The 25,655-nt window shown below is 62.0% G+C and carries 19 protein-coding genes; 9 read left to right on the top strand and 10 right to left on the bottom strand.

The annotated features are described in order from the left end of the window. Window positions 1-11: 11 nt before the first annotated feature. The 4 genes from BMZ70_RS13815 to BMZ70_RS13800 form a co-directional block, all read right to left on the bottom strand. Window positions 12-392 (bottom strand): DUF1761 domain-containing protein, encoded by a 381-nt coding sequence (locus tag BMZ70_RS13815; protein WP_092275114.1) that lies wholly within the window; start codon window positions 390-392, stop codon window positions 12-14. 17 nt (window positions 393-409) lie between these two features. Next, complete coding sequence (locus BMZ70_RS13810; protein WP_092275111.1) at window positions 410-751, bottom strand: YciI family protein; 342 nt, start codon at window positions 749-751, stop codon at window positions 410-412. A gap of 3 nt (window positions 752-754) precedes the next feature. Continuing rightward, complete coding sequence (locus BMZ70_RS13805; RefSeq protein ID WP_092275108.1) at window positions 755-1,156, bottom strand: VOC family protein; 402 nt, start codon at window positions 1,154-1,156, stop codon at window positions 755-757. A gap of 61 nt (window positions 1,157-1,217) precedes the next feature. Next, complete coding sequence (locus BMZ70_RS13800; protein WP_092275105.1) at window positions 1,218-3,656, bottom strand: TIM-barrel domain-containing protein; 2,439 nt, start codon at window positions 3,654-3,656, stop codon at window positions 1,218-1,220. Between the two features lie 170 nt (window positions 3,657-3,826). On the opposite strand from BMZ70_RS13800, the gene BMZ70_RS13795 reads away from it, so the two are divergent. From BMZ70_RS13795 to BMZ70_RS13785, 3 genes are all read left to right on the top strand, one after another. Beyond that, window positions 3,827-5,137 (top strand): MFS transporter, encoded by a 1,311-nt coding sequence (locus BMZ70_RS13795; protein WP_092275102.1) that lies wholly within the window; start codon window positions 3,827-3,829, stop codon window positions 5,135-5,137. A gap of 61 nt (window positions 5,138-5,198) precedes the next feature. Then, a complete protein-coding gene (locus BMZ70_RS13790; protein ID WP_092275099.1) occupies window positions 5,199-6,830 on the top strand; it encodes an alpha-D-glucose phosphate-specific phosphoglucomutase in 1,632 nt (543 codons plus the stop codon). Window positions 6,831-6,848: 18 nt separating this feature from the next. Further along, window positions 6,849-8,507, top strand: coding sequence for an alpha-amylase family glycosyl hydrolase (locus BMZ70_RS13785; RefSeq protein ID WP_092275096.1), 1,659 nt, complete (start codon window positions 6,849-6,851; stop codon window positions 8,505-8,507). A gap of 9 nt (window positions 8,508-8,516) precedes the next feature. Here BMZ70_RS13785 and BMZ70_RS13780 read toward each other — a convergent pair whose 3' ends face one another. From BMZ70_RS13780 to BMZ70_RS13765, 4 genes are all read right to left on the bottom strand, one after another. Continuing rightward, on the bottom strand, window positions 8,517-10,805 hold the full coding sequence (locus BMZ70_RS13780; RefSeq protein WP_092275093.1) for a GH92 family glycosyl hydrolase: 2,289 nt from the start codon (window positions 10,803-10,805) through the stop codon (window positions 8,517-8,519). Between the two features lie 3 nt (window positions 10,806-10,808). Continuing rightward, a complete protein-coding gene (locus BMZ70_RS13775; RefSeq protein ID WP_092275090.1) occupies window positions 10,809-11,156 on the bottom strand; it encodes a PKD domain-containing protein in 348 nt (115 codons plus the stop codon). 3 nt (window positions 11,157-11,159) lie between these two features. Further along, window positions 11,160-13,880 (bottom strand): alpha-1,6-glucosidase domain-containing protein, encoded by a 2,721-nt coding sequence (locus BMZ70_RS13770; RefSeq protein WP_092275087.1) that lies wholly within the window; start codon window positions 13,878-13,880, stop codon window positions 11,160-11,162. 108 nt (window positions 13,881-13,988) lie between these two features. Next, a complete protein-coding gene (locus BMZ70_RS13765) occupies window positions 13,989-15,533 on the bottom strand; it encodes a POT-type proton-dependent oligopeptide transporter (RefSeq protein WP_092277833.1) in 1,545 nt (514 codons plus the stop codon). A gap of 220 nt (window positions 15,534-15,753) precedes the next feature. Between BMZ70_RS13765 and BMZ70_RS13760 the strand changes: the two genes are divergently transcribed. Then, the gene (locus BMZ70_RS13760) at window positions 15,754-17,391 is read left to right on the top strand and encodes an alpha-glucosidase (protein WP_092275084.1); all 1,638 of its coding nucleotides are present in this window, start codon (window positions 15,754-15,756) and stop codon (window positions 17,389-17,391) included. Window positions 17,392-17,531: 140 nt separating this feature from the next. Further along, entirely contained in the window at window positions 17,532-19,403 is a 1,872-nt protein-coding gene (locus BMZ70_RS13755; RefSeq protein WP_092275082.1) for a glucokinase, read from the top strand. On the opposite strand, the gene BMZ70_RS13750 is transcribed toward BMZ70_RS13755, so the two are convergent. Continuing rightward, window positions 19,404-21,521 carry a TonB-dependent receptor gene (locus BMZ70_RS13750; RefSeq protein WP_092275080.1) on the bottom strand — a complete coding sequence of 706 codons (2,118 nt, stop codon included), beginning with the start codon at window positions 21,519-21,521 and terminating at the stop codon, window positions 19,404-19,406. A gap of 145 nt (window positions 21,522-21,666) precedes the next feature. Between BMZ70_RS13750 and BMZ70_RS13745 the strand changes: the two genes are divergently transcribed. Beyond that, window positions 21,667-22,116, top strand: coding sequence for a PadR family transcriptional regulator (locus BMZ70_RS13745; RefSeq protein WP_092275077.1), 450 nt, complete (start codon window positions 21,667-21,669; stop codon window positions 22,114-22,116). Next, window positions 22,113-23,348, top strand: coding sequence for an MFS transporter (locus BMZ70_RS13740; RefSeq protein WP_092275074.1), 1,236 nt, complete (start codon window positions 22,113-22,115; stop codon window positions 23,346-23,348). Before BMZ70_RS13745 ends, BMZ70_RS13740 begins: the two co-directional genes overlap by 4 nt. 8 nt (window positions 23,349-23,356) lie before the next feature. Here BMZ70_RS13740 and BMZ70_RS28870 read toward each other — a convergent pair whose 3' ends face one another. Next, window positions 23,357-23,941, bottom strand: a complete 585-nt coding sequence (locus tag BMZ70_RS28870; RefSeq protein WP_229205399.1) for a hypothetical protein — start codon at window positions 23,939-23,941, stop codon at window positions 23,357-23,359. A gap of 173 nt (window positions 23,942-24,114) precedes the next feature. Here BMZ70_RS28870 and BMZ70_RS13730 point away from each other — a divergent pair, with 173 nt between their 5' ends. Further along, a complete protein-coding gene (locus BMZ70_RS13730; RefSeq protein WP_092275072.1) occupies window positions 24,115-25,008 on the top strand; it encodes a 2-dehydro-3-deoxygalactonokinase in 894 nt (297 codons plus the stop codon). 2 nt (window positions 25,009-25,010) lie between these two features. Beyond that, on the top strand, window positions 25,011-25,634 hold the full coding sequence (locus tag BMZ70_RS13725; protein WP_092275069.1) for a 2-dehydro-3-deoxy-6-phosphogalactonate aldolase: 624 nt from the start codon (window positions 25,011-25,013) through the stop codon (window positions 25,632-25,634). Window positions 25,635-25,655: the final 21 nt, after the last annotated feature.

The raw sequence follows: 25,655 nt of genomic DNA, 5'->3' as shown, positions 1-25,655 counted from the left end.
CTTCCGAGGCATCAGTGCCAAAGCCCGAGCACAAGGCCGAAGATGAGGAATTGGGCGGTGTGGTAGCCGCCGTCGATCAGCCAGAGTTTAAAGGAGCGTTGGGCGAACTGGTAGTTGATGCCGAAGCTGGCGGCGACGAAGCAGAAGCCTGCGGTGAGTCCGGCTTTCAATGCAACGTCCAACGGCGGCGTGGCGCCGAGCCAGCAGGCAAAGGCGAATGCTGCGATCAGGGAGAACAGGAAGCTGATGCCGAAGACTTTCGCCGGGTGCCCGGCTTGCTTCTCACCGCCATTCTCGGCGCTCCACGTTTTGCCGAACAGCGCCGGCGAGTACCAAAGTCCACCGAGCATGAAGCTCGAAACGGCTGCGATTAATACGGCCCAGATATTCATGTAGTCTCCCTTTTTTATTATGATATTGGATCAAACTGGAACACGCGCAGTTCCTGCTCGCAGCGGCAGGCTTTGGCGATGCGCGCGGCCCATGCGACGGCGTCTTCGCGCGTCGGCAGTTCCAGCACGGTGAAGCCGCCATTCAACGGCGGTGCCCATTCGTAGCCGCCTTCTTTGAATGAGCCATCGGCGGCAACCAGCACTGGCGGCACGCTTTCATTGATGCCGCCGGCGAACACGTAGACGCCAGCTGCTTTCGCCTCGATGATCACGGCGCGCGCATCCTCGCCGACTTGTGCGAATTCATCATCCGGCACGACCATCGCCACGCTGGGAAAGGAGATAAGGTATTTGGCCACGGGTCAGGCTCCGTAGTTGATTTTCCAAGGTACGCTGAAACGGTCAGTCACGATGGCGTAGCATGGCGACCAGAATGTACGTTGCGGTGCCAGCACGACGTGCCCCTCTCTTTGCAGGGCCTCGAAGTAGGTATGAACGTTTACCTCCGAGTCCACGCCTAGCAGCACGTAAAAGCCTTTCGGTTTTTCATAAACGCTGGCATCAACATCGGCGCCAGCCAGGTCAACCCCGTCGATGCAGATATTCGCATGAACGATGGTCTCGCCGTGCGCTTCGGACAAGGCCGCAACTGGAGAGTCGTTCACTCGCAACATCGTGCCGATCTTGCCGCCGAGGTGTTCGGCATAGAACGAGAAGGCCTCTTCACACTGGCCGTTGAAGTTGATATGGAATGATAAGCTCATGTCGGGGTGATGCTATCAAGAGGGGATGTCAATTTAACATACCCCGACAAGGCCAGGTGAATTACATCGCGATATCGACAGTGCGGCTGGCCGCGTCGCTGGCTGGCAGTTCGACCGTCAGCTGGAAGGTTTTCTGATCCCAGCTGAACACCGTAACTTTGCCATCTACGCGTACCGATGATGGCGGCGCGGTCACCGTGTGAACCGTGAGCGAAATGCTGCGCTCAGGGCGCTGGTACTGCTTGCCCACTTCCGAATCCACGCGCAGCGTCAGGGCTTTGCCTTGCAGCTTGCTGGTGAAGTTCAGCAGTTCGTACTTGCCTTGTTCGTAGGCTTGCGCGGTCAGCCCGTCGTCGTCATACAGCTTGCCGGAGCCTGCGCGCACCGACGCATCGTGCCAGTAGTGCAGCTCGATGTTTTTGGTGTTGTAGTCGCGCGTGGTCTGCACTACCTTTGCCATCGGAATAAAGGCGCCTGCGCGGACGTAGACCGGCACGTGGTCGGCCGACAGTTCGATCGAACGCGTGGCACCGCCGGCCTGGCGCTCGCCGGTATAGAAGTCAAACCACGCGCTACGGGCAGGGAAGTACACATCGGCTTTCGACGCGCCTTGCTTGAGTACCGGCGTGACGAGGAAGTCCTTGCCCCACAAGTAGGTCGATGACATGGCGCGCACTTTGGCGTTGCCCGGTTCCTCGTACATCATAGGACGCATCAGCGGCAAGCCTTGCTGATTGTTGTCGAAGCCCAGCGTGTAGTTATACGGGAGCATACGATAACGCAGGCGGATCGCTTCGCGCGCCAGCGCCTTGGTCTTGTCTTCGCGGTAGACCGGCTCCGACGGCACTTCTTCCTGCGCGTGCGGACGGAACACCGGCTGGAACACGCCATACTGCAGCCAGCGTGTGTACAGCTCATTGTCCAGCACCGGGTTGGCGAAACCACCGAGGTCCGAGTGCATATAGCCCACGCCCTGCATACCCATTTGCAGCGCGATCTCCGGCTGCGATTGCAGTCCGCCCCAGCCGCGATCAACGTCGCCAGACCACGGGATGATGCCGTAACGCTGCGTGCCCGAGTAACCGGAGCGCATCAGGATGAATGGACGCTCGGCCGGGAAGTCCTGCTGGTAGCCTTCTGCTACCAAACGCGCCCACTGGTGGCCGTAGATGTTGTGCACCTGGTCCGCCGTGCCGGTGGCGTGGCGCACTTCGGTCGGATGCATCTCCGGCTCGCCCAGGTCGCCCCATACGCCGGTCACGCCTTGCTGACGCAGGCCCTTGTAGATATCCCACAGCCAGCTCTTGCCCTGTGGGCTGAAGATGTCGATGATGCCGGTGTGGCCGAAGAAGAAGTCATATGTGGCCGGCTTGCCATCGGCGCCGGTGGCCAGCACTTTCTTGTCGACGGCTTCCTGCCAGCGCTTCGAGGTGTCGACTACAAACGGCTCTGTAATCACTGCGGTCTGCACGCCTTTGGCCTTGAAGTCGGCCATCATGCCTTCCGGGTTGGGGAAGCTGTCCTTATCCCAGGCCAGGTTGCCCATCGTACCTTTGACCTCCTTGCCGAACCAGTACAGGTCAAACACGATGCCGTCGAGCGGAATGTCTTCGGCGATGAATTTGTCGACGACGTCGCGCGCTTCCTTCTCGTTGTGATAACCGAAGCGCATGGCGAAGTTACCGAAGGCCCAGCGCGGCGGCAGCGGTTGTTTGCCGGTCAGGCTGGTGTAGTTACCCACCACGTCTTCCCAAGTATCGCCGGCAATGACCTGATAAGTCTTGCGGCCGCCGATGGCTTCGTAGGTCAGGCTGTTGTTCTTCTTGCTGTCGAAATCCAGATAGCCGGTTTGCGGATTGTCGAAGTGGATGGCGTACATTTTGGACGACAGCGCGATCGGCATGGTGTAGCCCATCAGCTCCGAGCGGTCGCCGTAACCGTAGTTGGCCTTGTTGTACAAGGTGTAGCGATGGCCGCGACGGTCCATGCCCATCGCGCGCGAGCCCGCGCCGTACAAGGCTTCGTTCTTGTCCAGCGCGAATTCGATCGCTTCCAGTTCGCGTGCTTCGCCCTTGTTGATATCCTTGCTGCCGTTGGCTACATCATCCTTCACATGGATGTAGCCGCGCTTTTCCGCCACCAGCGGTTTGCCTTTGTAGGCGTAGGCGATCTTGAACGGCGCTTTTGTAATGGTGACGACGATGCCGGATGTGGCATATTCATAGCTGCCGCCTTTTTGCTTCAAGGTGGTTTTCACCTCGGCCGGCGCCAGCACCACGGCATGCGACGACGGATCCACCGTTTCGCCTTTCGGCACGAAGGTGGTTTCGACGATGCCGGTGGAGTAGGGCTTGATCAGGTAAGCGCCGTCGCTGGTGCGTACTTCGAGGTGGCCGTCGCGCTGGGTGATGCCGTCGAATTTGCGGTCCACGTTCTGTGCGGCGGCATGGCCGGCCAGCAGGGTCAGAGCGGTCAGTGTTGCAAAGGAGTTAATGGTCATGAATTCGGTCTCAGTGGTCGGCTTGAATTTTGTTGTTTGGCTACATTTGACACCATAGCCCGGCCTCTGGATAGGCTTTTTATCGTTATTTTACAAGGAAGTTCTTGTGATTGACACGTCCATAGGGTCGTGTTATTTTCCTACAAATTTTTAAAATCGGGACGCGCAGCATGCACTCTTCCAGTAACAAGCCCATCCTGTCGTTCTGGCAGCTGTGGAACATGAGCCTCGGCTTCTTCGGCATTCAATTCGGTTTCGCGCTGCAAAACGCCAACGTCAGCCGGATTTTTTCCACGCTGGGCGCCAATCCCGACGATCTATCCTTATTCTGGCTGGCCGCGCCGGTCACCGGCTTGCTGGTCCAGCCCATCATCGGCTACCTGAGCGACAACACCTGGCATCCAAAGTGGGGCCGCCGCCGTCCGTTCTTCTTCATCGGCGCGCTGCTGGCGTCCATCGCCCTGTTCCTGATGCCGAATTCCACCTCGCTGTGGATGGCGGTGGTGGTGCTGTGGCTGCTGGATGGCGCGATCAATGTGTCGATGGAGCCGTTCCGCGCTTTCGTCGGCGACAAGCTCGGATCGTCGCAGCAGACCGCCGGTTTCGCGATGCAGACCTTCTTCATCGGCTGGGGCGCGGTGATCGCATCGCTGCTGCCGACGATCTTCACCCACCTCGGCGTCAGCAACATCCCGGTCGGCGGCGGCATTCCCGACACCGTGCGCTACTCGTTCTACGCCGGCGGCGCCGTGTACTTCCTGGCCGTGTTGTGGACCGTGCTGACCGCGAGCGAACTGCCTCCGGATGACCTGGAAGCCTTCCGCGCCGAGCAAAAGCGGGCCAAGGGCCTGGGCCACGCGCTGGCGGAAATCTTCAGCGGCTTTGGCAAGATGCCGAAGACGATGGTGCAATTGGCTGTCGTGCAGTTCTTCACCTGGATTTCGCTGTTCGCGATGTGGATCTACACTACCAACGCGGTCGCCGAAAATGTGTTCGGCACCACCGACGCGCAATCGGCCGCCTTCCAGGAAGCCGGTAATCACGTAGGCGTGATGTTCGCGGTCTACGGCGGCGTATCGGCGCTGGCGGCGTTCATCCTGCCGGTGTTCGCGCGCTACACCAGCCGCAAGACCGTGCACATGACCTGCCTGATTATCGGCGGCGCGAGCCTGTTCAGCATCTACGCCATCCGCGACCTGAACACGCTGTTCGTGCCGATGATCGGCGTCGGCATTGCGTGGGCCAGCATCCTGACCATGCCGTATGCGATCCTGGCCGGCGCGCTGCCCGCTAAACGCATGGGCTATTTTATGGGCCTGTTCAATTTCTTCATCGTGATTCCGCAGATCGTCAGCGGCCTGGTGCTGGGCTTTGTGACCAAATACTGGTTCGCCGGCCACTCGGTCAAGACCCTGATGCTGGGCGGCGTCTGCATGGTGGTAGCGGGCGTGTTGACCCTCATAGTGCGCGACGAGGCGTAACTCCTCTGATGTAATATTGTTCGCGAGACAAGAACTCGTCACCTATCTTTGTGGAGCGAACATGAGCATCAATATTGTCGGCACTACTCCTTTCCCCGGCCAGCGGCCGGGCACCTCCGGCCTGCGCAAGAAAGTCAGCGTTTTCCAGCAGGCCCACTACCTCGAGAATTTCGTGCAAAGCGTGTTCGACACGCTGGGCGATTGCAGCGGCAAGACGCTGGTGCTGGGCGGCGATGGCCGCTATCACAACCGCGTCGCCGTGCAGACTATTTTGCGCATGGCGGCCGCGCATGGTTTTGCGCGCGTGCTGGTGGGGCAAGGCGGCATCTTGTCGACGCCGGCCGTCAGCTGCGTGATACGCAAGCACGGCGCGCTGGGCGGCATCGTGCTGTCGGCCAGCCATAATCCGGGCGGCCCGGATGGCGATTTCGGCATCAAGTACAACATCGCCAACGGCGGCCCGGCGCCGGAGAGTGTGACCGAGGCGATCTACCATCACACCGAATCCATCAAGCAGTACCGCATCAGCGACGCGGCGGATATCGATTTGAACCGCCTCGGTGCAGCGCGCATCGAGGACATGGACGTGCAGGTGATCGATCCGGTGGCTGACTACGCGGAGCTGATGCAGCAGTTGTTCGATTTCGACGCCATCCGCGCATTGTTCGCGGGCGGCTTCCGCATGTGCTTCGACGGCATGCATGCGGTCTCCGGCCCGTACGCCAAGGCGATACTGGAAGGCCAGCTTGGCGCACCGGCTGGCACCGTGATCAACGCCGTGCCGCTGGAAGATTTCGGCGGCCACCATCCGGATCCGAATCCGGTCAACGCCGCGCAGCTGATTGAGATTATGGCCGCCGACGACGCGCCGGACTTCGGCGCCGCCTCCGATGGCGACGGCGACCGCAACATGATCCTCGGCCGCAAATTCGACGTCACGCCGTCCGACAGCCTGGCCGTGCTGGCCGCGCATGCGACGCTGGCGCCGGGCTATCGCGCCGGCCTGAAAGGTATCGCCCGTTCGATGCCGACCTCGCAAGCGGCCGACCGCGTAGCCGCCGCGCTGGGTATCCCTGCATTTGAGACGCCGACCGGTTGGAAGTTCTTCGGCAACCTGCTGGACGCCGGCAAGGCCACGCTGTGCGGAGAAGAGAGTTACGGCACCGGCTCAGACCACATCCGCGAAAAGGATGGCGTGTGGGCCGTGCTGTTCTGGCTTAACCTGCTGGCCGCGACCGGCAAGTCGGTCGAGCAGCTGGTGAGCGGGCACTGGGCGCGCTTCGGCCGCAACTACTACTCGCGCCACGATTACGAAGCGGTGGAAACCAAGGCCGCCAATGAACTGATGGCTTCCCTGCGCATCAAGCTGGCCACGCTGGCGGGGCAGGACCTCGGTCATTACGTGGTGTCGTTCGCAGACGATTTTGAATACACCGATCCGGTCGACGGCTCGGTGGCGAAGCAGCAGGGCGTGCGCATCGTCATGACCAACGGCTCGCGCATCGTGTTCCGCTTATCCGGCACCGGCACCGAAGGCGCGACCCTGCGCGTCTACCTCGAACGTTACGAAGCAGATCCGAAGTTCCACCACCTGCCCACCCAGCAGGCTCTCTCGGCGTTGATTCTGATCGCCGAACAAGTAGCGGGCATCGCCGACTGGACCGGCCGCGCCCATCCCACAGTCACAACATAAAACCATAAGGACGACAGCATGAAATTGACCACACTCGCATTGGCTCTTGCACTGGGTAGTACCGCCGCCGTGGCGGCGGAAAAGCCCAAGCCATTTTTGTGGGAGAACGCGACAGTCTATTTCCTGCTGACGGACCGCTTCAGCAACGCCTTCACCGGCAATGACCTGGCCTACGACCGCCGCGCCGATGCGGCGCCGCTGCGCGGCTATATGGGCGGCGACCTGGCCGGCATCATCAACAAAATCAACGAAGGCTATTTCGACTCGCTCGGCGTGACCGCCCTCTGGGTCACGCCGCCGGTGGAGCAGATCCACGACGGCACCGATGAAGGCACTGGCCGCTCGTATGGCTTCCACGGCTACTGGGCTTCCGACTTCACCACGGTGGATGCCAACATCGGCACCGAGAACGATTTCCGCAACCTGGTGGAAGCGGCGCACGCGCGCGGCATCCGTGTGCTGCTGGATGTGGTGATGAACCAAACCGGCCCGGTGACGGCGATCGATCCGGTGTGGCCGAAAGACTGGGTCCGCACCGAGCCTATGTGCACCTATAAGAACGCCAAGACCTTCATCGAATGCACGCTGGTGAAAAACCTGCCGGACTTCCGCACCGAGAGCGATACGCCGGTTGAGCTGCCGGAGCGCCTGATGGCGAAATGGCAGCGCGAAGGTCGTTTCGAGGAAGAGGTGAAAAGCCTGAACGAGTTCTTCGCCCGCACCGGCTATCCACGCGCGCCGCGCTACTACCTGATCAAGTGGCACACCGACTGGATCCGCAAGTACGGCGTAGACGGCTTCCGTGCCGACACCGTCAAGCACGTGGAAGCCAAGGTCTGGAAGGAGTTGTTGAAGGAATCGGCGATCGCCTTTGAAGACTGGAAGAAGGCCAATCCGGACAAGAAACTCGGCGACGACAAATTCTACTCTGTGGCGGAAGTCTACAACTACAACATCGCCGAAGGTTTGTCGCACCACCTGGGGGGCGGCGACCGTATCGACTACTACCAGTCCGGCTTCAGCGGTATGATTAACTTTGGCCTGGTGCAGGATGCGAAGAAGGATTACGAGTCCATCTTCAGCAGCTATTCCAACGCGCTGCATGGCGGTGCGCTGAATGGTTTCACCACGCTGAACTACCTCGATTCGCACGACGACGGCGCGCCGTTCGATGCATCGCGCAAGAAGCCGTTCGAAAGCGCGACCAAGCTGCTGCTGGCGCCCGGCGCGGCACAGATCTACTACGGTGACGAAACCGCGCGCAAGCTCGATATCGCCGAAGCGACCGGCGACGCCAAACTGCGTTCCTTCATGAACTGGGATGAGCTGGAGCAGAACGTGGCGCGTGACGGCTACAAGGTCGCCGAGGTCCGCGCACACTGGGCCAAACTGGGCCTGTTCCGCAAGGCCCACGTGGCGGTAGGCGCTGGCGTGCACCAGCAGCTGTCGGCCAAGCCCTACGTCTTCAAGCGCACCTACGACAAGAACGGCCTGCGCGACAAAGTGGTGGTGGCGCTGGACCTGCCGACCAACAAGCCGACCAGCATCAAGCTGGGAGGCGTGTTTGCCGACGGCCAGAAGGTCAAGGACTACTACAGCGGCAAGACCGCCGTGGTGCGCGGCGGCAGCGTCAACTTCGGCACGAAGAATGCCGTGGTGCTGATCGGCCAGGAGTAAGCGGCGCGATTACTGCGAGGGCGCCGTCGACAGCGAGTACGGCGCGTCGGCGCTGCTCACGCCGCGCTTCGTGTTCGGCGCGGCGCGCATGTCGAAGTCCAGCACCGCGCCTTGCGTGAGCGCCTTGTGATCGAGCCAGTTGTGGTTGTAAGGCTTGCCGTTCACCTTCAACGCGCCGATATAGCGCTTGTTGTCGCTATTAGCCGGTGCGTTGATGACGATCTGCTTGCCATTCTCCAGTGTCAGCGTGGCCTTCCTGAACAGCGGCGCACCAAGCACATATTGCGGCACGGCTGGCGTCACCGGATAGAAGCCCAGCGCCGAGAATACATACCACGCCGAAGTCTGGCCGTTGTCCTCATCGCCGCAGTAGCCGTCCGGCGTCGGCTTGTACAAGCGGTTCATGGTTTCGCGCGCCCAGTACTGCGTCTTCCACGGCGCACCTGCATAGCCGTACAAATAAATCATGTGCTGGATCGGCTGGTTGCCGTGCGCGTACTGGCCCATGTTCGCAATCTGCATTTCGCGGATTTCGTGGATCACTTCCCCGTAGTAGCTCTCGTCAAAGACCGGCGGCAGCGTGAATACCTGATCGAGCTTGGCGACGAATTTCTCGCGCCCGCCCATCAACTCCATCAAGCCATGCACGTCCTGGAACACTGACCACGTGTAATGCCAGCTATTTCCCTCGGTGAAAGCATCGCCCCACTTGAAGGGGTTGAACGGCGACTGGAAACTACCATCCTTGTTCTTGCCGCGCATGAGGCCCGTCTCCGGATCGAACAGCTTCTTGTAATTCAAGGCGCGCTGCTTGTAGATGGCGATTTCCGATTCCGGTTTGCCTAGCGCCTTACCCAACTGATAGATGGCGAAATCGTCGTAGGCGTATTCCAGCGTGCGCGCGGCGTTCTCGTTGATCTTGACGTCGTAGGGTACGTAACCCAGCTCGTTGTAGTAGTTGACGCCTTTGCGGCCGACGGCGTCCATCGGCCCCTCGTTGCCGGCGCCGTGCTTGAGCGCTTGCCACAGCGTTTCGATGTCGTAGCCGCGCAGGCCTTTGATGTAAGCCTCCGCCACCACCGACGCCGAGTTATTCCCGATCATGACGTTGGCGAGGCCGGGACTGGACCATTCGGGCAGCCAGCCGCCTTCCTTGTAGTCGTTGGCCAAGCCGGCCTGCATCTCGCGGTTGATCGACGGGTACATCAGGTTCAGGAAGGGATACAGCGCGCGGAAGGTGTCCCAGAAACCGGTGCCGGCAAACATATAGCCAGGCAGGATCTCGCCGTTGTAAGGGCTCCAGTGGACGATCTGGTTCTCCGCGTTGATCTCGTACAGCTTATTCGGGAAGAACAGCATGCGGTACAAGCTGGAATAGAAGGTGCGGGTCTGCTCGTCGCTGCCGCCTTCCACGTTGATGCGGCTCAGCGTTTTGTTCCACACATCCTTGCCTTTTTGCGCGGTGGTGTCGAAGCTATCGTTGGCCAGTTCGCGCCTGAGATTCAACTCGGCCTGCTCTTCGCTGATGAAGGAGGACGCCACGCGCATGCCGACCTTCTCGCCTTTTTCGGTCTTGAAGCCGACCACGGCGCCGCTATGGTTGCTGGCCAGTTCGGTCACGCCTTCCACCAGCTTGTCGCCGCTCCAGATGCGAGTGGAGGTGAACGGCTTGTCGAAGTAGATGACAAAGTAGTTCTTGAAGTTTTTCGGTAGCGGGCCGCGCGCGTAGCGCGTACTGTAGCCGACGATCTTGCGCTGCTCCGGCAAGACCTTGATGTAGGAGCCTTTATCGTAAGCGTCCACCACCACGTAAGCCTCATCGGTCTTGGGCCAGGTGAAGCGGAACTGCGCGGCGCGCTCGGTCGGTGTGATCTCGGTGGTGACGTCGGCGTCGGCCAGGTACACGCTGTAGTAGTAGGGTTTGGCGGTTTCCGCCTTGTGCGAGAACCAGCTGGCGCGGTTATCCTGTGTGAAGCGTAACTTCCCCGTCACCGGCATGATGGCGAACTGGCCGTAGTCGTTCATCCACGGCGATGGCTGATGCGTTTGCTTGAAGCCGCGGATTTTGTCGGCGTCGTACGTGTAGGTCCAGCCGTGGCCCATCTTGCCAGTTTGCGGCGTCCAGAAGTTCATCCCCCACGGCAGGGCGATGGTCGGGTAGGTATTACCGTTGGAGAGTTCGGGCTTGCTCGCAGTGCCCATGAGAGGGTTGATCCATTCGACCGGATCCTTGATCGGCGCCGCCGAGGCGGTGAGTGCTATCAACAGGGTAGGCAGTGCGAGCGTATGCGGTTTCATGTCCTAGTTGGCTGTGATGGTGACGGAAGAAGGCGCGCTATCGAGCTTTCCGTCATTGACAACCAAGGTGGCGACATAGGTTCCCGGCAGGTCGGCGAAAAAGGTCGGGGTAGCGACGTGGTAGTTTAGCAGGGTCGCGCTACTGCCCGTGGGTTTGGTGAGCGTCCATGAATACAGGACGATATCCTGGTCGGCATCCGTGCCGCTGCCGGCCAGTTTGATCGAGGTGCCGGCGGCCACGGTTTGCGCCGGGCCGGCGTTGGCGACCGGCGCGCGATTGGCCTGCGGCTCGTAGTTACCGCCGCCGCAGGCACTCAGCAAGAACAGGATCAGGATGGATGTTTTTCGCATCCATTAATTTTCAACGAAAACCACCGCGCTGCGTGCTGGAATGACGTAGGTTCCGGTGGTTTTGTCGTACTTGGCTTGCGAGGCCACGCGTTTGTCCGCTGCGGTCATGCTGGTGTGGACAGGATGCAGCTGGTAGCAGCGGCCTTTTTCTTCCGCCACCGTGATGCGCTGCGCCACCTTGTCGACGTTGATCAGGTAGGTGATGGATTTGAAGCGTGCGCCTTGATAGCCCTTGCCATCGATGTGCGCGGCGATCACGGTCGGTACTTGCGACGGGCCGGTGTTGAAGAAGCGCAGGCGCTGCTTGATATCTTCTGCCGTGCGCAGGCGGAACAGGGCGCTGCTGGAGCGGATGGCCAGCAGGTCGCGGAAGGCGTCGCGGGCGTAGGCGATATCCGCTGCTGCCGGCTTGATGTTCGCGTTGCGCAGCAGTGGCTTGATCAGCGCGTAGTCCTTGCCGTTGTCGGCGGCCGGAGGCAGGCCGGTGCCGTAGTAGTTGTCCTTGTAGCTCCAGTCCAGTCGATTGAACCAGTCACCTGATTCGAAGCTGTTGCGGTCCAGTGATTTGGAGCGCAGGATGTCGAAGCCCGCGTGGAAGTAAGCCACGCCCTGGCTGAAGGCGTTGATGGCGGCGCCCAGCATCTGCACTTGCGCGCGTTCGCGTGCGGTGGTGGCTTGCGGCAGCTTGAAGGCGTTGATGTCGTACAGGGTCTGGTTGTCGTGGTTCTCCACATAGTTGACGGTTTCACCCGGCTCGCTGGCGTAGCCGGCCGGCTGGTTGCCGCCATAGACGATGTCCTGCAGCGCGACAGTGCGACCGTCGGCTATGGTCAGCGGGTAGCTGCGGATGGTGCCGGCCAGTCCTACCTTCACCATGTCGGAAGCGTGCAGCAGGTCGGCCAGCGGACGTTGACCTGCCTGCTCGTTGGCGTCGTAGATCAGACCATTGATGTAGCCTTGCTGCGAGATCAACTGCCCGCCGCTGTCGCCTGCGCCGCCGCCGCGCACGGCGTCGCGTCCACGGTCGCTGAAGGTGCCGATGCCGCTGCCGTTCAGCGACAGCTGCGACGCTTGCACGAAGCGCGCGCCGTCGGCGACTTCGCCGAAGTTCCAGCCTTCGCCGATCAGGTGAATTTGTTTGCCAACGCGGGCTTGGATTTGTTCCATCGCGGCGCGTGGCTGGTGGCCCATCAGGTCAAAGCGGAAGGAATCGATCTTGTACTGTTTAGCCCACAGCGCGACCGAGTCCACCATCAGCTTGCCCATCATGAGGTTTTCGGTGGCGGTGTTGTCGCAGCAGGTGGAGCGTTCGATGTCGCCCTTGGCGTTGAGGCGGTGGTAGTAGCCTGGGACCACGCGGTCCAGCACCGACTTCTCGCTCTGGCCGGCGATGTAGGTGTGGTTGTAGACCACATCCATGCCGACGCGCAAGCCGGTCTTGTGCAGGGCCTGCACCATCTGGCGGAATTCGACGATGCGTCTGGCGCCGTCGGCGGGATCGGTGCTGTAGCTGCCTTCCGGCGCGCTGTAGTGGAACGGGTCGTAGCCCCAGTTGTAGCAGTCCTTGAATTTGATTTGCTCAATGACAGCTTGTTGTGCTTCGCTATCCGGCGCGGCGGCCGGAATCTTAGGTGCGACGCAGCCTTGTTCCGGCACGCTGCCGATATCGTACACAGGCAGCAGGTGGATATCGGTCATGCCGGCCTTGCTCAGGGCGGCGAGGTGCTTCATGCCATTCGATCTGGTCTCGGTGAATGCCGCGTACTTGCCGCGATGTGGCGCACTGACGGTGCTGTCATTGATCGAGAAATCGCGCACGTGCAGTTCATAAACCGTCATGTCGGTTTGCGCGGCCACCTTGTTTGGCGACGGCGTCTTGTCCCAGCCGGCAGGCTTCAGCTTTGCCGCGCCGAGGTCCGCGATGTAGCTGCGTTTCGAGTCGGTGGTCAGGCTGATGGAATACGGGTCCGTAACGAGGTTGCGCACCAGGCCAGCACCCGGCGCGACTACGTCCACGAGGTATTGGTAGTACTGCCCATCGGCGCCGGCGCGTGCGGACCAAATGCCGGTCGCTTCGTCGCGCACCATCGGCGTGATGGTGTTGGCCTTACCGGTGCCGTTATCGTAGGTACACAGCGCTACATTCTGCGCAGTCGGCGCCCACAGCTTGAAGCCTGCATCGCGCAGACCGACAGTGACGCCGAGATCATCGGCCTTGGCTGCGCTGGCATAAATATCATCGAGTGCGCCGGCGAGCTGCAGCGCGGTGGCATCGCGCACCGTGCCGTCTTCCGCTTCCAGCACGAGCAAGGCCTGCTGCTGTAGAGCCGCTGGCACGCGCGCCGCATCACCCGCTGCCACGGCCAGTACAGCGCCGTTGCCGACAAACTTGAAGCGCTGTGCGATATCGGCTGGCAGCGCGCCATCAAAGCGCGACAGCGCAATAGCGCCGTCCGCACCCGCAACGCGTGCACCAGCGGTGGCGCGTAGTTGGGCGGTAGCGGAGAAGTACAGCTTGAACACGCCACTGGCTGCATCGGCGCCCGGCCACTTGAGCAGCTGACGATTGAGCCAATAGGCCCGCGCATCAGAGGCAGGGGCCGCGTGCAGCGTGGTGGCAAACGCGCCATCGCAATCCGCCAGGGCCGGTGCTGCCGACGCCGTCAAAGAACCCAGCGCCAGCGCGCCTCCCAAGCCAACTATTGCCCAGCGCGAGCCACCCATATTCCGTCTCCAAAACCGTAGATTTAGGTAGTGCAGCTACAAAATCTGCAATTTACCCCTTAATTTGGCGGCTATGGTACTCCAGAATCTGTAGTTTTGATACTTCGCTTACGTCTTGCGGTAGTTGTCGACCATCTTGTAGCGCAGGGCGTACATTGCGAACAGGGCGGCGACGGCTGCGGCGAAGGCGGCGAAGAAGAACATCTGGAAGGCGATCGGGCTTAAACCGCTGCCGGCGATCCAGCCGCCTACCACGTCGTTTTTCACGCCCGAGTTCACGATCAGTACCCACAGGTTGCCGACCGTGACTGCCAGGTACCAGAAGCTGAGGATGATGCCTTTCATCGACGTCGGCGCCTGGCTGTACGCGAATTCCAGGCCGGTCGCGGAGACCAGTACTTCGCCCAAAGTCAGCAGCGCATATGGCAGCAGCTGCCACAGGATGGAGACGTGGTCGCCGCCATCCATCGACAGCTGAATCATGCCGATCACTACCCACGACGACGCCGACAGCGCGATGCCAAGACCCATGCGGCGCAGTGGCGTCGGTGTGATGCCGACCATGCGCATTAACGGGAACAGGGCCAGGTTGTTGAACGGGATGAGCAGCATCACCAGGATCGGATTGACCGCCTGCATCTGCGCCGGCAGCAGTTTGAATTCCCAGCCGAAGATCGACAGCAACGGGCTGTCCATCGAGTTGGCCTGCACGATCCAGGTCGAGGCCTTCTGGTCGAACAGGGACCAGAACGGCGTAATCATCGCGAACACGATCAGGATGCGCAGCACGGCGCGCACGCCTTCCACTGCTTCATCGGTGTGAATGCCGCGCGCGCGTTCCAGTTGCATCGACACGCCGATGCCGCCAAACGCCAGCACCAGCACCAGCGCCGTGCAAGCCGCAATCACGAAGCCCCATGATGGCGTCATGCACAGCGAGATCACCGCTGCCACTGCGCCGGCGCCGGCGACCATCAGGCCTGGACGCGATTGGCCGTCAGCACGCGCCAGCAGGGCTGTGCGCGCCACGCTGCTGAAGGAATCCGGATTCGGCGCGGCCGGCGGTACGTGCACGTACTTTTTGCGGCCGGCCCAGAACACCAGCGTGGCAATCGCCATCAGGATGCCGGGAATGCCGAAGGCCACGGCCGGGCCGTAGTCGCGCAGGAACACCGGCATCAGCAGCGATGCAAAGAAGGAGCCGAAGTTGATGATCCAGTAGAAGGCGTCGAACACCACCTTGGCGCGGTTCTTGTTGGTCTGGTCGAACTGGTCGCCGACGAACGCCACTACCAGCGGCTTGATGCCGCCCGAGCCGAATGCGATCAGCGCCAGGCCGGTGTAGAAACCGGTCAGGTCGTGTTCGAAAATCGCCAGGCAGGCGTGGCCCGCCACGTAGATCAGGCTAAACCAGAACACGGTCTTGTACTTGCCCCAGAAGCGGTCCGCAATCCAGCCGCCCAGCAGTGGGAAGAAGTAGACGCCGATCACGAAGGTGTGGAATACGTGCTTGGCTTCCGCCGTGCGGTCGCCGATGGGAATGAACAGCAACAGGGTACTGAGCAGGAAAGGCGTCAGGATATTGCGCATGCCGTAGAAGCTGAAACGTTCACAGCCTTCGTTGGCGATGATGTAGGGAATTTGCCGGGGCATCGGCCCGTTGCCGGTGTTATTGCTCACTAGATTGCTCCTGTGGTGTGTAGTTTGACTACTATTTTTTATCTCAAGTATTCTTGTAAAAACACTCAAGTATTTGTTTTTTAACGATTATTTGTGATTTTCGTTAAGCCTGTTGCTGATTGAAAAATCTGTTTTCGTGATGTATATTATCTACAAAACCAATCCCACCAGCACGCCAACCCCGGATTCTCTTATGACTAAGCAACTTACTCAAGTCTCCCCGCACACTCCAGACTGGTATCGCGACGCGATCATCTATCAGGTTTACCCGCGCAGCTACATGGATAGCAACGGCGACGGCGTGGGCGATTTGCCGGGGATTACGGCAAAGCTGGACTATATCGCATCGCTGGGCGTGGACATCGTCTGGATTTCCCCGTTCTTCAAATCGCCGATGAAGGACTTCGGCTACGACATTTCCGACTACTGCGACGTTGATCCGCTGTTTGGCACCCTGGCCGACTTCGACGTGCTGATCGCCAAGGCGCATAGCCTCGGCATCAAGATCATGATCGACCAGGTGATGGCCCACACGGCCGAAGACCACGCATGGTTCAAGGAGAGCCGCTCGAGCCGCGACAATCCTAAAGCCGACTGGTACGTCTGGTCCGACCCGGCGCCGGACGGCAATCCGCCAAACAACTGGATGTCGGTCTTCGGTGGTTCGGCATGGCAGTGGGATACGCGCCGCCGCCAGTACTACATGCACAATTTCCTGGTCAGCCAGCCGCAGCTCAACTTCCACAATCCGGAAGTACAGCAGGCCCACCTTGATGCTCTGCGTTTCTGGCTGGAGCGCGGGGTCGACGGCATCCGTCTGGACGCCTGCAACTTCCATTTCCACGACAAGGAGCTGCGCAGCAATCCGCCGGCCACCGTGCGCGACACCGCCACCGTGTCGGACGTGAACCCATACGGCATGCAGGCCCACATCTACGACAAGACCCGCCCTGAAAACCTGCCGTTCCTGCAAAAGCTGCGCGCGCTGCTGGATGAATACAAGGCCGTGTCGATCGGCGAAGTGGGTGCGGACGATTCGCTGGCCGTGATGGCCGAGTACACCGCCGGCGGCGACAAGCTGCAAATGGCCTACAGCTTCAACCTGCTGGTGCCGCAGTGCTCCTCGCACTACATCCGCAAGCAAGTGGAAGCATTTGAAGCACGCGTGAAGGGCGGCTGGGCTTCGTGGTCGGTCGGTAATCACGACGTTCAGCGTGTGGCTTCGCGCTGGGGTGGTGCGGAAGCGCCGCAGGCTTTCGCCAAGCTGGCGCTGGCGATGCAGCTGTCGCTGAAAGGCACGCCGTGCCTGTATCAGGGCGACGAGCTGGCGTTTGCCGAAGCCGACGTGCCGTTCGAGCTGCTGCAAGACCCGTACGGCATCACCTTCTGGCCGGAGTTCAAGGGCCGCGATGGCTGCCGCACGCCGATCGCCTGGACCAATGAAGCCAATGGTGGCTTTACCACCGGCAAACCGTGGCTGCCGGTATCGCCGGACCATCTGGCCAAGGCGGCCTCGGTGCAGGAGCAGGATGCGGCATCGTCGCTGGCCTTCACCCGCGCTTTCATCGCGTGGCGCCGCAAGCACCCGCAGCTGCTGCGCGGCGAGATCGCCTTCTTCGATACGCAGGATCAGGTGCTGGCGCTGCGCCGCGACCTGGCCGGTGAGCGCAGCATCCTCGCCGTCTTCAACTTGAGTGGCGAAGCGCAAACCGTGGACCTGCCGCAGAGCGCCGGCGCCGAACCGCTGCAAGGCTACGGCCTGCCGGGCAGCGCGGCGGATGGCAAGGTGACTTTGCCGGCCTTCGGCGCGTGGTTCGGCTACGGACAATAGCACGTCGTCCCGGCGGAGGCCGGGAACCAATTTCTGCGGGGACGCCGACTCAGTATGGATTCCGGCCTACGCCGGAATGACCGTAGTGGGAACTCAACATTTCAGGTATGCTTCCGCCAACTGTTTTGACTGAACCGACGATGAAACAAGCAGAAGTGGATCAAAAACTCAATCGCACCGCCTTTGCGGACGGCCCGCGCCTGCTGGCCGACATTGGTGCTACCCATGCCCGCTTCGCCCTGCAGACCGCGCCGGGCGAGTTCCGCGCGGTGCGCGTCCTGAAATGCGACGATTATCCTGACATTGTGGCCATGCTGCGGTCCTACCTGGCCGACCACACCGGCGTGAACCTGAATCACGCCGCGCTGGCGGTGGCCAATCCGGTCAGCGGCGACTACATCCGCATGACCAACCGCGATTGGGAATTCTCCACCGACGAAGTGCGCCGCGCCCTGGGCCTGCACACGCTGCTGGTGGTGAATGACTTTACCGCGCTGGCGATGTCGCTGCCGGGCCTCAAGCCGGCGGACCTGATGCAGGTGGGCGGCGGCAAGCCGGCCTCGAATTCCGTGATCGGCGTGCTGGGACCGGGCACCGGTCTTGGCGTATCGGGCGTGATCCCGACCGTCGACGGTTTCGTCACCCTCGGTTCCGAGGGCGGTCACACCAACTTCGCCCCGGCCGACGAGCGCGAATACGCCATCCTGCAATACGCATGGCAGACCTGGTCGCACGTCTCGACCGAACGCCTGATCTCCGGTCCCGGCATGGAAATCATCTACCGCGCCATCGCCAAGCGCAATGGCCGCCAGGTGCGTGACCTGACCTCGCAAGAAATCATCTCCGGCGCGCTGACCGACAAAGACCCGCTGTGCCTCGAAGTGCTGGAATGCTTCTGCGCCATGCTGGGCGGCGCCACCGCTAACCTGGCCGTGACGCTGGGCGCATTCGGCGGCATGTTCATCGGGGGCGGCATTGTGCCGCGCCTGGGCGAGTGGTTCACTACCTCGCCGTTCCGTGCGCGCTTTGAAGCCAAGGGCCGTTTCACCAGCTACCTGGCCGAGATTCCAACCTATGTCATCACCACGCCGAACCCGGCGTTCTACGGCGTGGCGACGATTTTGTCCGAACACCTGCGCGGCCGCAGCGGCGCCAACACCTTGATGGAGCGCGTGCAGCATCTGCAGCACGAGCTGACCCCGGCCGAGCAGCGCGTCGCGCAGCTGGTGCTGGAACAGCCGCGCCTTGTGCTGAACGAGCCGATTGCCGATATCGCGCGTCTGGCGGAAGTGAGCCAGCCGACCGTGATCCGCTTCTGCCGCTCGCTCGGCTTCCTCGGCTTGGCGGACTTCAAGCTGAAGTTTGCGTCGAGCCTGACCGGCGCCATCCCTGTGCGCCACAGCCAGGTGCGCGTCAGCGACAGCACGCACGACCTGAGCGCCAAGGTAATCGATAATACGGTTTCCGCGATTTTGAAATTCCGCGACCAGCTGGACGTGCGTTCGCTGGACAAGGCCATCGCACTGGTGGCCAAGGCCAAGCGCGTCGAGTTTTACGCGATGGGAAATTCGCGCGTGGTGGCGCTGGATGGCCAGCACAAATTCTTCCGCTTCCGCATTCCGACCGCCGCCTACGGCGACTCGCACTTGCTGACGCTGGCCGCCGAGCTGCTGAAACCGGGCGACGTGGTGATTGCGATCTCCAACTCGGGCAAGCTGCCGGACCTGCTGGCGGCAGTGGACGCGGCGCGTGCGGCGGGGGCGGACGTTATCGCCATCACCTCGAGCAATTCACCGCTGGCGAAGAAGGCCAGCGTGTGCCTGACGGTGGACCACACCGAGGACAGCACCACCTTCCTGTCGATGATCTCGCGCATCCTGCAGCTGCTGCTGATCGACATCCTGTCGGTGGGTATCTCGCTGGACGCGCAGAATTCGCGCCTGGTGGTCGAACACAAGACCGGCGATTCGGCTGAAAATCGCCGCCTGCTGATCTCCCACCTGGACGGCTGATTACAGCTTGTAGCGCAGCGTCAGGGCGATGCTGCGCGGTGCACCCGGCAGGCTCAGGTTAGGGCTGGAGCCGTGACCGGAGACGATGTAGTGCTGGTCGCCGATGTTGTTCAGGTTGAGTTGCACTTCGTATTTGGCCTGCTGGTACGCCAGCAACGCATCCGCCGTTACATAGCCTGGCAGCGTAACCGTGTTGCCGGTGTTGGCAAAGCGGCTCCCAACCGCATTGATCCCGCCACCCACTTTGAAACCATATCCCAGTTCCCTGGTCAGCCACAGGTTGCCGCTATTGCGCGCAGTCAGCGTGGCGTGCTTGCCCAGCACTGGAATCTGCGCCGCCACGGTTTTGCCCGCTTGGTTGACGCTGGTGTCGACGGCCACCGAGTCGATCACGGTGGCGTCGGTGTAGGCGTAGCCGGCCAGCACCTTCCATGCGTTGCCGAGGTCGGCGCTGAAGGTCAGCTCCAGACCGTCCGAGCGCTGCTTGCCGATCGGGACGATACGGTTGGTCAGCGGATCGGTCACCTTGATGTTGGCGCGTTCAAGGCGGTACAGCGACACGGTCGCATTGGCGCGGCCTCCCCACAGGTCATATTTGCCGCCGACTTCGGCGTTGCGGGTGATTTCCGGCGCCAGATCGGCGTTGTTGGCGGCCAGCGCGAAGTTCTCGCCGCTCGGCTGGAATGAACGGCTCCACGACGCGTAGTAGGATTGCTGCTGGCTCGGCTGCCACACCAGGCCGGCGCGTGGGCTCCAGTTGTTGTCGGTGCGGCCCAGGCTGGTGGCCACGCCAGCCGCGTTGACGATGCGCGACTCTTGCTTGAAGCCGTCGTAGCGCACGCCGGCCAGCGCCTTCCATTCATCGCTGAACACCAGCGCGTCCTGCACGTAGGCGGCCGAGGTTTTATAGGTGCCGAAGGTGTCGGTGCGCGCGCCCAGCCTGGCGGGATCAACTTGCGGCAACACCGGGCTGAAGATCGATACTCCGGTTGCTACCACTACAGCGGCATTGGAGGCCGCGTCCTTGCGTTGTTGGCCAAATTCCACGCCGTACAGCAGCTCGTGCTGGATGCCACCGGTGGCCAGTTTCTGCGTCAGCTCAGTTTGGTTGAACCAGCCGTGTTCCTTGCGCGCCAGTTTGGAGTGGCCCAGCGACATGGTGGCCGCCACTTCGTTGATGTTGCCGGAGATGTTGGTGTTGTTGCGGTCCAGCGAGTAGTCGTAGTAGCGCAGGCCGTTGCGCAGCGACAGGCTGGGGTCGAGCTTGTGCGTCAGCGTGGCGGCGCCGGAGACGACACGCGACTGGCTGTAGTCGGCCTGGCGCGCGTTGGCAGCGCCGAAGTACGTGGCCGGATCGACGTTGACCGGGCGGCCGTTGTACGAAGGGATGCCGAAGTCGGTCAGGCGGCGGTCCTCCAGGTAGTCGGCTTGCAGCAGCAATTTGGTATCGGCGGCAAGGCGCAGCGCCAGCGACGGGGCGAGGGCAGTGCGGTCGAGGAATTGCTGCGCGCGGAAGCTGTCGGCCTTTTCGCGCGCGCCGGTGAGGCGCCAGGAGGCGGTGTCGCCAGCGCGGCCGAAGTCGATTTCGCCACGGCGGCCGGCGTGGTCGCTCAGGCTCAGCGCGATGTCATTGACGTCGGTGCCCGGTTGCTTGGTCACCCGGTTGACCAGGCCGCCCGACGAGCCTCGGCCGTACAGCACGGCCGCCGGGCCCTTGACCACTTCCAGCCGTTCGATGTTGGACAGGTCGCGGAAATACAGCGCGTCGTCGCGGAAGCCGTCGACGAACTGGTCGCCGATGGCGGTGAAGCCACGGATGAATACCTGATCGCGCTGGCCGTCGCCGGTGGACAGACCGACGCCCGGCACGGTCTTCAGCGCATCCTGCAGCGAGGTGGCGTGCAAGTCCTTGATGACGGCGGCAGGGATGACGTTGACGGTTTGCGGTACGTCTTTCAGGTCCATATCGGTCTTGGTGGCGCCGCCCGAGCTGCGCGTCACGTAGTTGCTGCCATCGTCGCGTGCGCCGATCACTTTGATGACTTGCAGCTGCTGGTCTTCCTCCGCGTGCACCACCGGCGCCAGCGCTAACAATACTGCCAAACTTTTCAACTGCATTTTCTATCCTCGTTTACATGCAAAAAAAGCATTGTAATGAGATAGTAAATATTTGTAAATGATAATCAATCTCATTTAATGTTGTGATGCGCGGTAAAATGGGTTAAGATATATCGTAATAAGTTATATCTTAAAGGAGCTCATCATGCGTGGACCTAAAATGTTCGACGCTGGCGCCATGCGCTATGTCGTGTTGCAACTGATTGCGGAGAAACCGCGTCACGGTTACGAAATTATCAAGGAGCTGGAACAGCGCTCGGGCGGCGGCTACACGCCGAGCCCCGGCGCCATCTATCCGCTGCTGTCCCTGCTGCTGGACATGGGCCACGTGCTGGCCTCGGCCGACGGCAACAAGAAACTGCACACCATCACCCCCGAAGGCGAGGCTTTCCTGGCCGAGAACCGCCAGTTCGTGGACGCCATCCTGGCCCGCCTGGCGGATCCCGACGAGCACCGCGAAGGCCTGCGCAACGCCATGCACGAGCTGAAACACGCGGCCATCGAGCAGGCCCGCGCGTCCAATCACAATCCTGAAAAAATCGAGCAAATCCGCGCCATCCTGCGCCAGGCGGTAGCCGATATCAACGCCTTATGAGTAGCGAACTGACCCCGGCGCGCGAGCGCCTTGTGCTGTGGCTGCTGGCGCTGACCCAGTTCACCGTCATCATGGACTTTATGGTGATGATGCCGCTGGCGCCGCAACTGATGCAGGCCTTCCAGATCGAACCGGCCGCCGTTTCGGGCGCAGTGTCGGCCTACGCCTGGTGCGCCGGCATTTCCGGGCTGGCCGCCGCCATGTACATCGACCGCTTCGACCGCCGCAAGCTGCTGCTGACGGTGTTCGCGCTGTTCACCTTATCCAACCTGGCGTGCGCCGCCGCCCCCAACTTCCACGTGCTGGTGCTGTCGCGCGCCTTTGCCGGTCTGTCCGGCGGCATTCTCGGCGCCATCGTCATGGCCATCATCGGCGACCTGATCCCGGCGCATCGGCGCGGCGCCGCCACCGGTGTGGTGATGACCTCGTTCAGCCTGGCCTCGGTGGCCGGCGTGCCGACCGGCGTGATGCTGGCCGCGCACTATGGCTGGGCCTCGCCGTTCTACATCCTGGTGGTTTGCTCGCTGCCGATCCTGCTGCTGGCCGCGCGCGTGCTGCCGCCGCTGGATGGACATCTGGCCAACCGCGCGCCGCTGTCGGCGATGCTGCCCAACCTGATCGCGCTGTACAAGGAGCCGATGCACCTCAAGGCGTTCCTGCTTTCCGTGGTGAATATGATGACGGGCATGATGGTGATTCCGTTCATCTCTCCCGTATTGGTCAGCAACGTCGGCTTGAAGCCGGCGGAGATCACCTACGTGTATCTGGCCGGCGGGCTGGCGACTTTCTTCACCGCGCGCCGGATCGGCAAGTGGTCCGACCGTTATGGCGCGCAGAAGGTGTACCGCGCCGTCTCACTGCTGTTCATCCTGCCGGTGCTGTTCATCACCCATATCCCGGTGCTGCCACTGGTGGGGGTGGTGTTGTTCTTCCCGTTCTTCATGGTGCTGGCCTCGGGGCGCAATATCCCGATGCAGGCGCTGATGACCACGGTGCCGGATCCGACCCGGCGCGGCGCTTTCCTCAGCGCGAACGCCGCCATCCAGCAAGTGGGCACCGGGCTGGGCGCCTTGCTGGGCGGCTTGACCTTGCATACGGAAGCCTCCGGCCATATCGCCGGCTACGGCATGAATGGCTGGATCGCCGCCGGCATGGCGGTGTTGACGGTGTTGTGGGTAGGGCAGGTACGCGGCGCCGTCGTTAAAACGGCGCCGGTGCAGAAGGCGGCTTAGTTGGCCACTTAGTTGCCGACGCTGGTGCGCTTGGACGGATGCTTCTCGCGGCGCCAGCGTGCCAGGCTGATAACTTCGTCGTTGGTGGCGTCTTCCACCAGGATTTCATCGTCGTTGGACGACACCAGGAAGCTTTCCCAGCGCAGCGCCGACTCGGCGCTATTCTCCACATAGCTGAACTGCCAATAGCTTTTGCCATTGAGCTTGCGCGGCATCGGATCGTATTCCAGCAGGCCGCCGTGGGCCTTGCCGCCGGTGTTCTTCTCGATCAGGGCCGACCATGCCTGCAGCTCCGGCAGCGCCATCAGGGCGGCAGCGCCTTGCTCCTTGCTGCGGATAGGCTTTGGTTCGGCCGGCGGCGCCGGATCCTTGACCTCGGCCGGGCGTTGCGGCGTGGCGGACGGCGCGGCCTTGGCGGCGGAGGCGGCTTTGCTGGCGCTGGCCGACGCCGAGGCCGACATCGGCACCTTGAGCGTTACCTGCGACTCGGCCGGCGTGGAACCAATAAAATAGGCGGCTACACCCAGCGTCACCGCAGCCGTCGCGGCACCGGCGACGATCAGTTTGCGGGAGGACTGCTTGCTTAATTCCATGAGGGGGAGGATGAAACATTTTTATTGTCGGCCATACTAAACCAAAGGCACCTCAGGGGCAACTTTTTGAGGCCTTCCCTATACCATTTTGGTATTCATCCCGCGAGATAATTCATTGGCTGTGGCGTGGGGTTTTTCGTACCATCGTTGCAGCTTAGTAAAGGATACGCTTCGTGAATAAGAACATTCTGGGGATAGATTGGGGCACGAGCAATCGTCGCGCTTATCTGATTGATCACACCGGCGCTTGCCTGGCCGAGCATGAAGACAGCCAGGGCATGCTGGCCGTGGGCGGGCGCGACAAGTTCGGCGCCTCGCTGGCCGGCGTGCTGGAGGCGATGCAGCTGCCGTCCGATGTGCCGGTGATTATGTCCGGCATGGTCGGCAGCGCCTCGGGCTGGCAGGAAGTCGACTATCTCGATGCCTCGGTGCCGCTGGAGCAGCTGCCGCAGCACCTGGCCGCCGTCACCGACCCGGATTGGGCCGGTCGCAGCCACATCGTCCCCGGCTATGTCTACCGCAACGGCGCCTCCGCCGACGTCATGCGCGGCGAAGAGACCCAGTTGCTGGGCGCGGTTGCGCTTGGCCATCGCGATGGCTGGATCGTGCTGCCCGGCACCCACAGCAAGTGGGTGCTGCTGCGCGACGGCGTGATCCAGTCCTTTGCCACTTACATGACGGGCGAGCTGTTCGCCATGCTGTCCAAGGGCGGCACGCTGTCGGCCATGATGGACGGCGACACCTCGGACGCCGAAGGCTTTGCCACCGGCCTGACCCAGGCGGCCCGCAACGAACCATTATCGAATTCGCTGTTTCGCGTGCGCGCCGGTGTGGTGTCGCGTTCGGCGCCGGCACAGCAGGCGGCGGCCACCATCAGCGGCCTGCTGATCGGCGCCGAGTTTGCCGCCGCCGCACGCGCGGCCGAAGGGCTGGGCATCACCGTGATCGGTTCGCCGGCCCTGGCCGCGCGCTATGACCTCGCGGCTCGCCACTTTGGCTTGAAGTGCGCGGTGCTCGACCCACATCAGGTGTATTGCACCGCAATTTCCCAATTCCTCAAGGCTTGATTATGACTACGCTCTCCCATCCAACTACGCCACTGGTCGCCATCCTGCGCGGCCTCGCCCCTGCCGAGGCGGTCGATGTCGCCAAGGTGCTGCATGCAGCCGGTTTCCGGGCGCTGGAAGTGCCGCTCAACCGTCCGGGCGCGATCGAGGCGATTGCCGCCATCGTCCAGCTGAACCTGCCGGATACGCTGGTCGGCGGCGGCACCATGCTGACCGTCGCACACGTGGAAGCCGTGTATGCGGCGGGCGGCCGCCTGCTGGTGTCGCCAAACTGCGTGCCGGCTGTGATCCGCCGCGCCGCCGAACTCGGCATGTACTGCGCGCCGGGCGTGGCCACGCCGACCGAAGCCTTCGCCGCGCTGGACGCGGGCGCGCACGCGCTGAAGATTTTCCCGGCCGAGTCGGTTGGCTACGGCGGCGTCAAGGCGCTGAAGAGCGTGCTGCCCACCGGCACCCCGGTGTGGCCGGTGGGCGGCGTGTCGCCGGACACGATGGCGGCCTGGGTGAAAGCCGGCGCCACCGGCTTCGGCATCGGCGGCGCCCTGTACACCCCGGGCGTAACGCTGGGCCAGCTGAAGGAGCGTGCCGAGTCCTTCGTGAACACCTGGCGCGCTTTGGCCGTATGATGACGGCTTTCTAAAATAACG

This window comes from Duganella sp. CF402 (assembly GCF_900109645.1).
GTDB lineage: Bacteria > Pseudomonadota > Gammaproteobacteria > Burkholderiales > Burkholderiaceae_D > Rugamonas.
This window is presented reverse-complemented; position numbering and strand designations above follow the sequence as displayed.

Coding starts and splice junctions, on each gene's coding strand:
- BMZ70_RS13815 (WP_092275114.1), bottom strand. CDS start 392: ATGAATATCTGGGCCGTATTAATCGCAGCCGTTTCGAGCTTCATGCTC.
- BMZ70_RS13805 (WP_092275108.1), bottom strand. CDS start 1,156: ATGAGCTTATCATTCCATATCAACTTCAACGGCCAGTGTGAAGAGGCC.
- BMZ70_RS13800 (WP_092275105.1), bottom strand. CDS start 3,656: ATGACCATTAACTCCTTTGCAACACTGACCGCTCTGACCCTGCTGGCC.
- BMZ70_RS13795 (WP_092275102.1), top strand. CDS start 3,827: ATGCACTCTTCCAGTAACAAGCCCATCCTGTCGTTCTGGCAGCTGTGG.
- BMZ70_RS13790 (WP_092275099.1), top strand. CDS start 5,199: ATGAGCATCAATATTGTCGGCACTACTCCTTTCCCCGGCCAGCGGCCG.
- BMZ70_RS13785 (WP_092275096.1), top strand. CDS start 6,849: ATGAAATTGACCACACTCGCATTGGCTCTTGCACTGGGTAGTACCGCC.
- BMZ70_RS13780 (WP_092275093.1), bottom strand. CDS start 10,805: ATGAAACCGCATACGCTCGCACTGCCTACCCTGTTGATAGCACTCACC.
- BMZ70_RS13775 (WP_092275090.1), bottom strand. CDS start 11,156: ATGCGAAAAACATCCATCCTGATCCTGTTCTTGCTGAGTGCCTGCGGC.
- BMZ70_RS13770 (WP_092275087.1), bottom strand. CDS start 13,880: ATGGGTGGCTCGCGCTGGGCAATAGTTGGCTTGGGAGGCGCGCTGGCG.
- BMZ70_RS13765 (WP_092277833.1), bottom strand. CDS start 15,533: ATGCCCCGGCAAATTCCCTACATCATCGCCAACGAAGGCTGTGAACGT.
- BMZ70_RS13760 (WP_092275084.1), top strand. CDS start 15,754: ATGACTAAGCAACTTACTCAAGTCTCCCCGCACACTCCAGACTGGTAT.
- BMZ70_RS13755 (WP_092275082.1), top strand. CDS start 17,532: ATGAAACAAGCAGAAGTGGATCAAAAACTCAATCGCACCGCCTTTGCG.
- BMZ70_RS13750 (WP_092275080.1), bottom strand. CDS start 21,521: ATGCAGTTGAAAAGTTTGGCAGTATTGTTAGCGCTGGCGCCGGTGGTG.
- BMZ70_RS13745 (WP_092275077.1), top strand. CDS start 21,667: ATGCGTGGACCTAAAATGTTCGACGCTGGCGCCATGCGCTATGTCGTG.
- BMZ70_RS13740 (WP_092275074.1), top strand. CDS start 22,113: ATGAGTAGCGAACTGACCCCGGCGCGCGAGCGCCTTGTGCTGTGGCTG.
- BMZ70_RS28870 (WP_229205399.1), bottom strand. CDS start 23,941: ATGGAATTAAGCAAGCAGTCCTCCCGCAAACTGATCGTCGCCGGTGCC.
- BMZ70_RS13725 (WP_092275069.1), top strand. CDS start 25,011: ATGACTACGCTCTCCCATCCAACTACGCCACTGGTCGCCATCCTGCGC.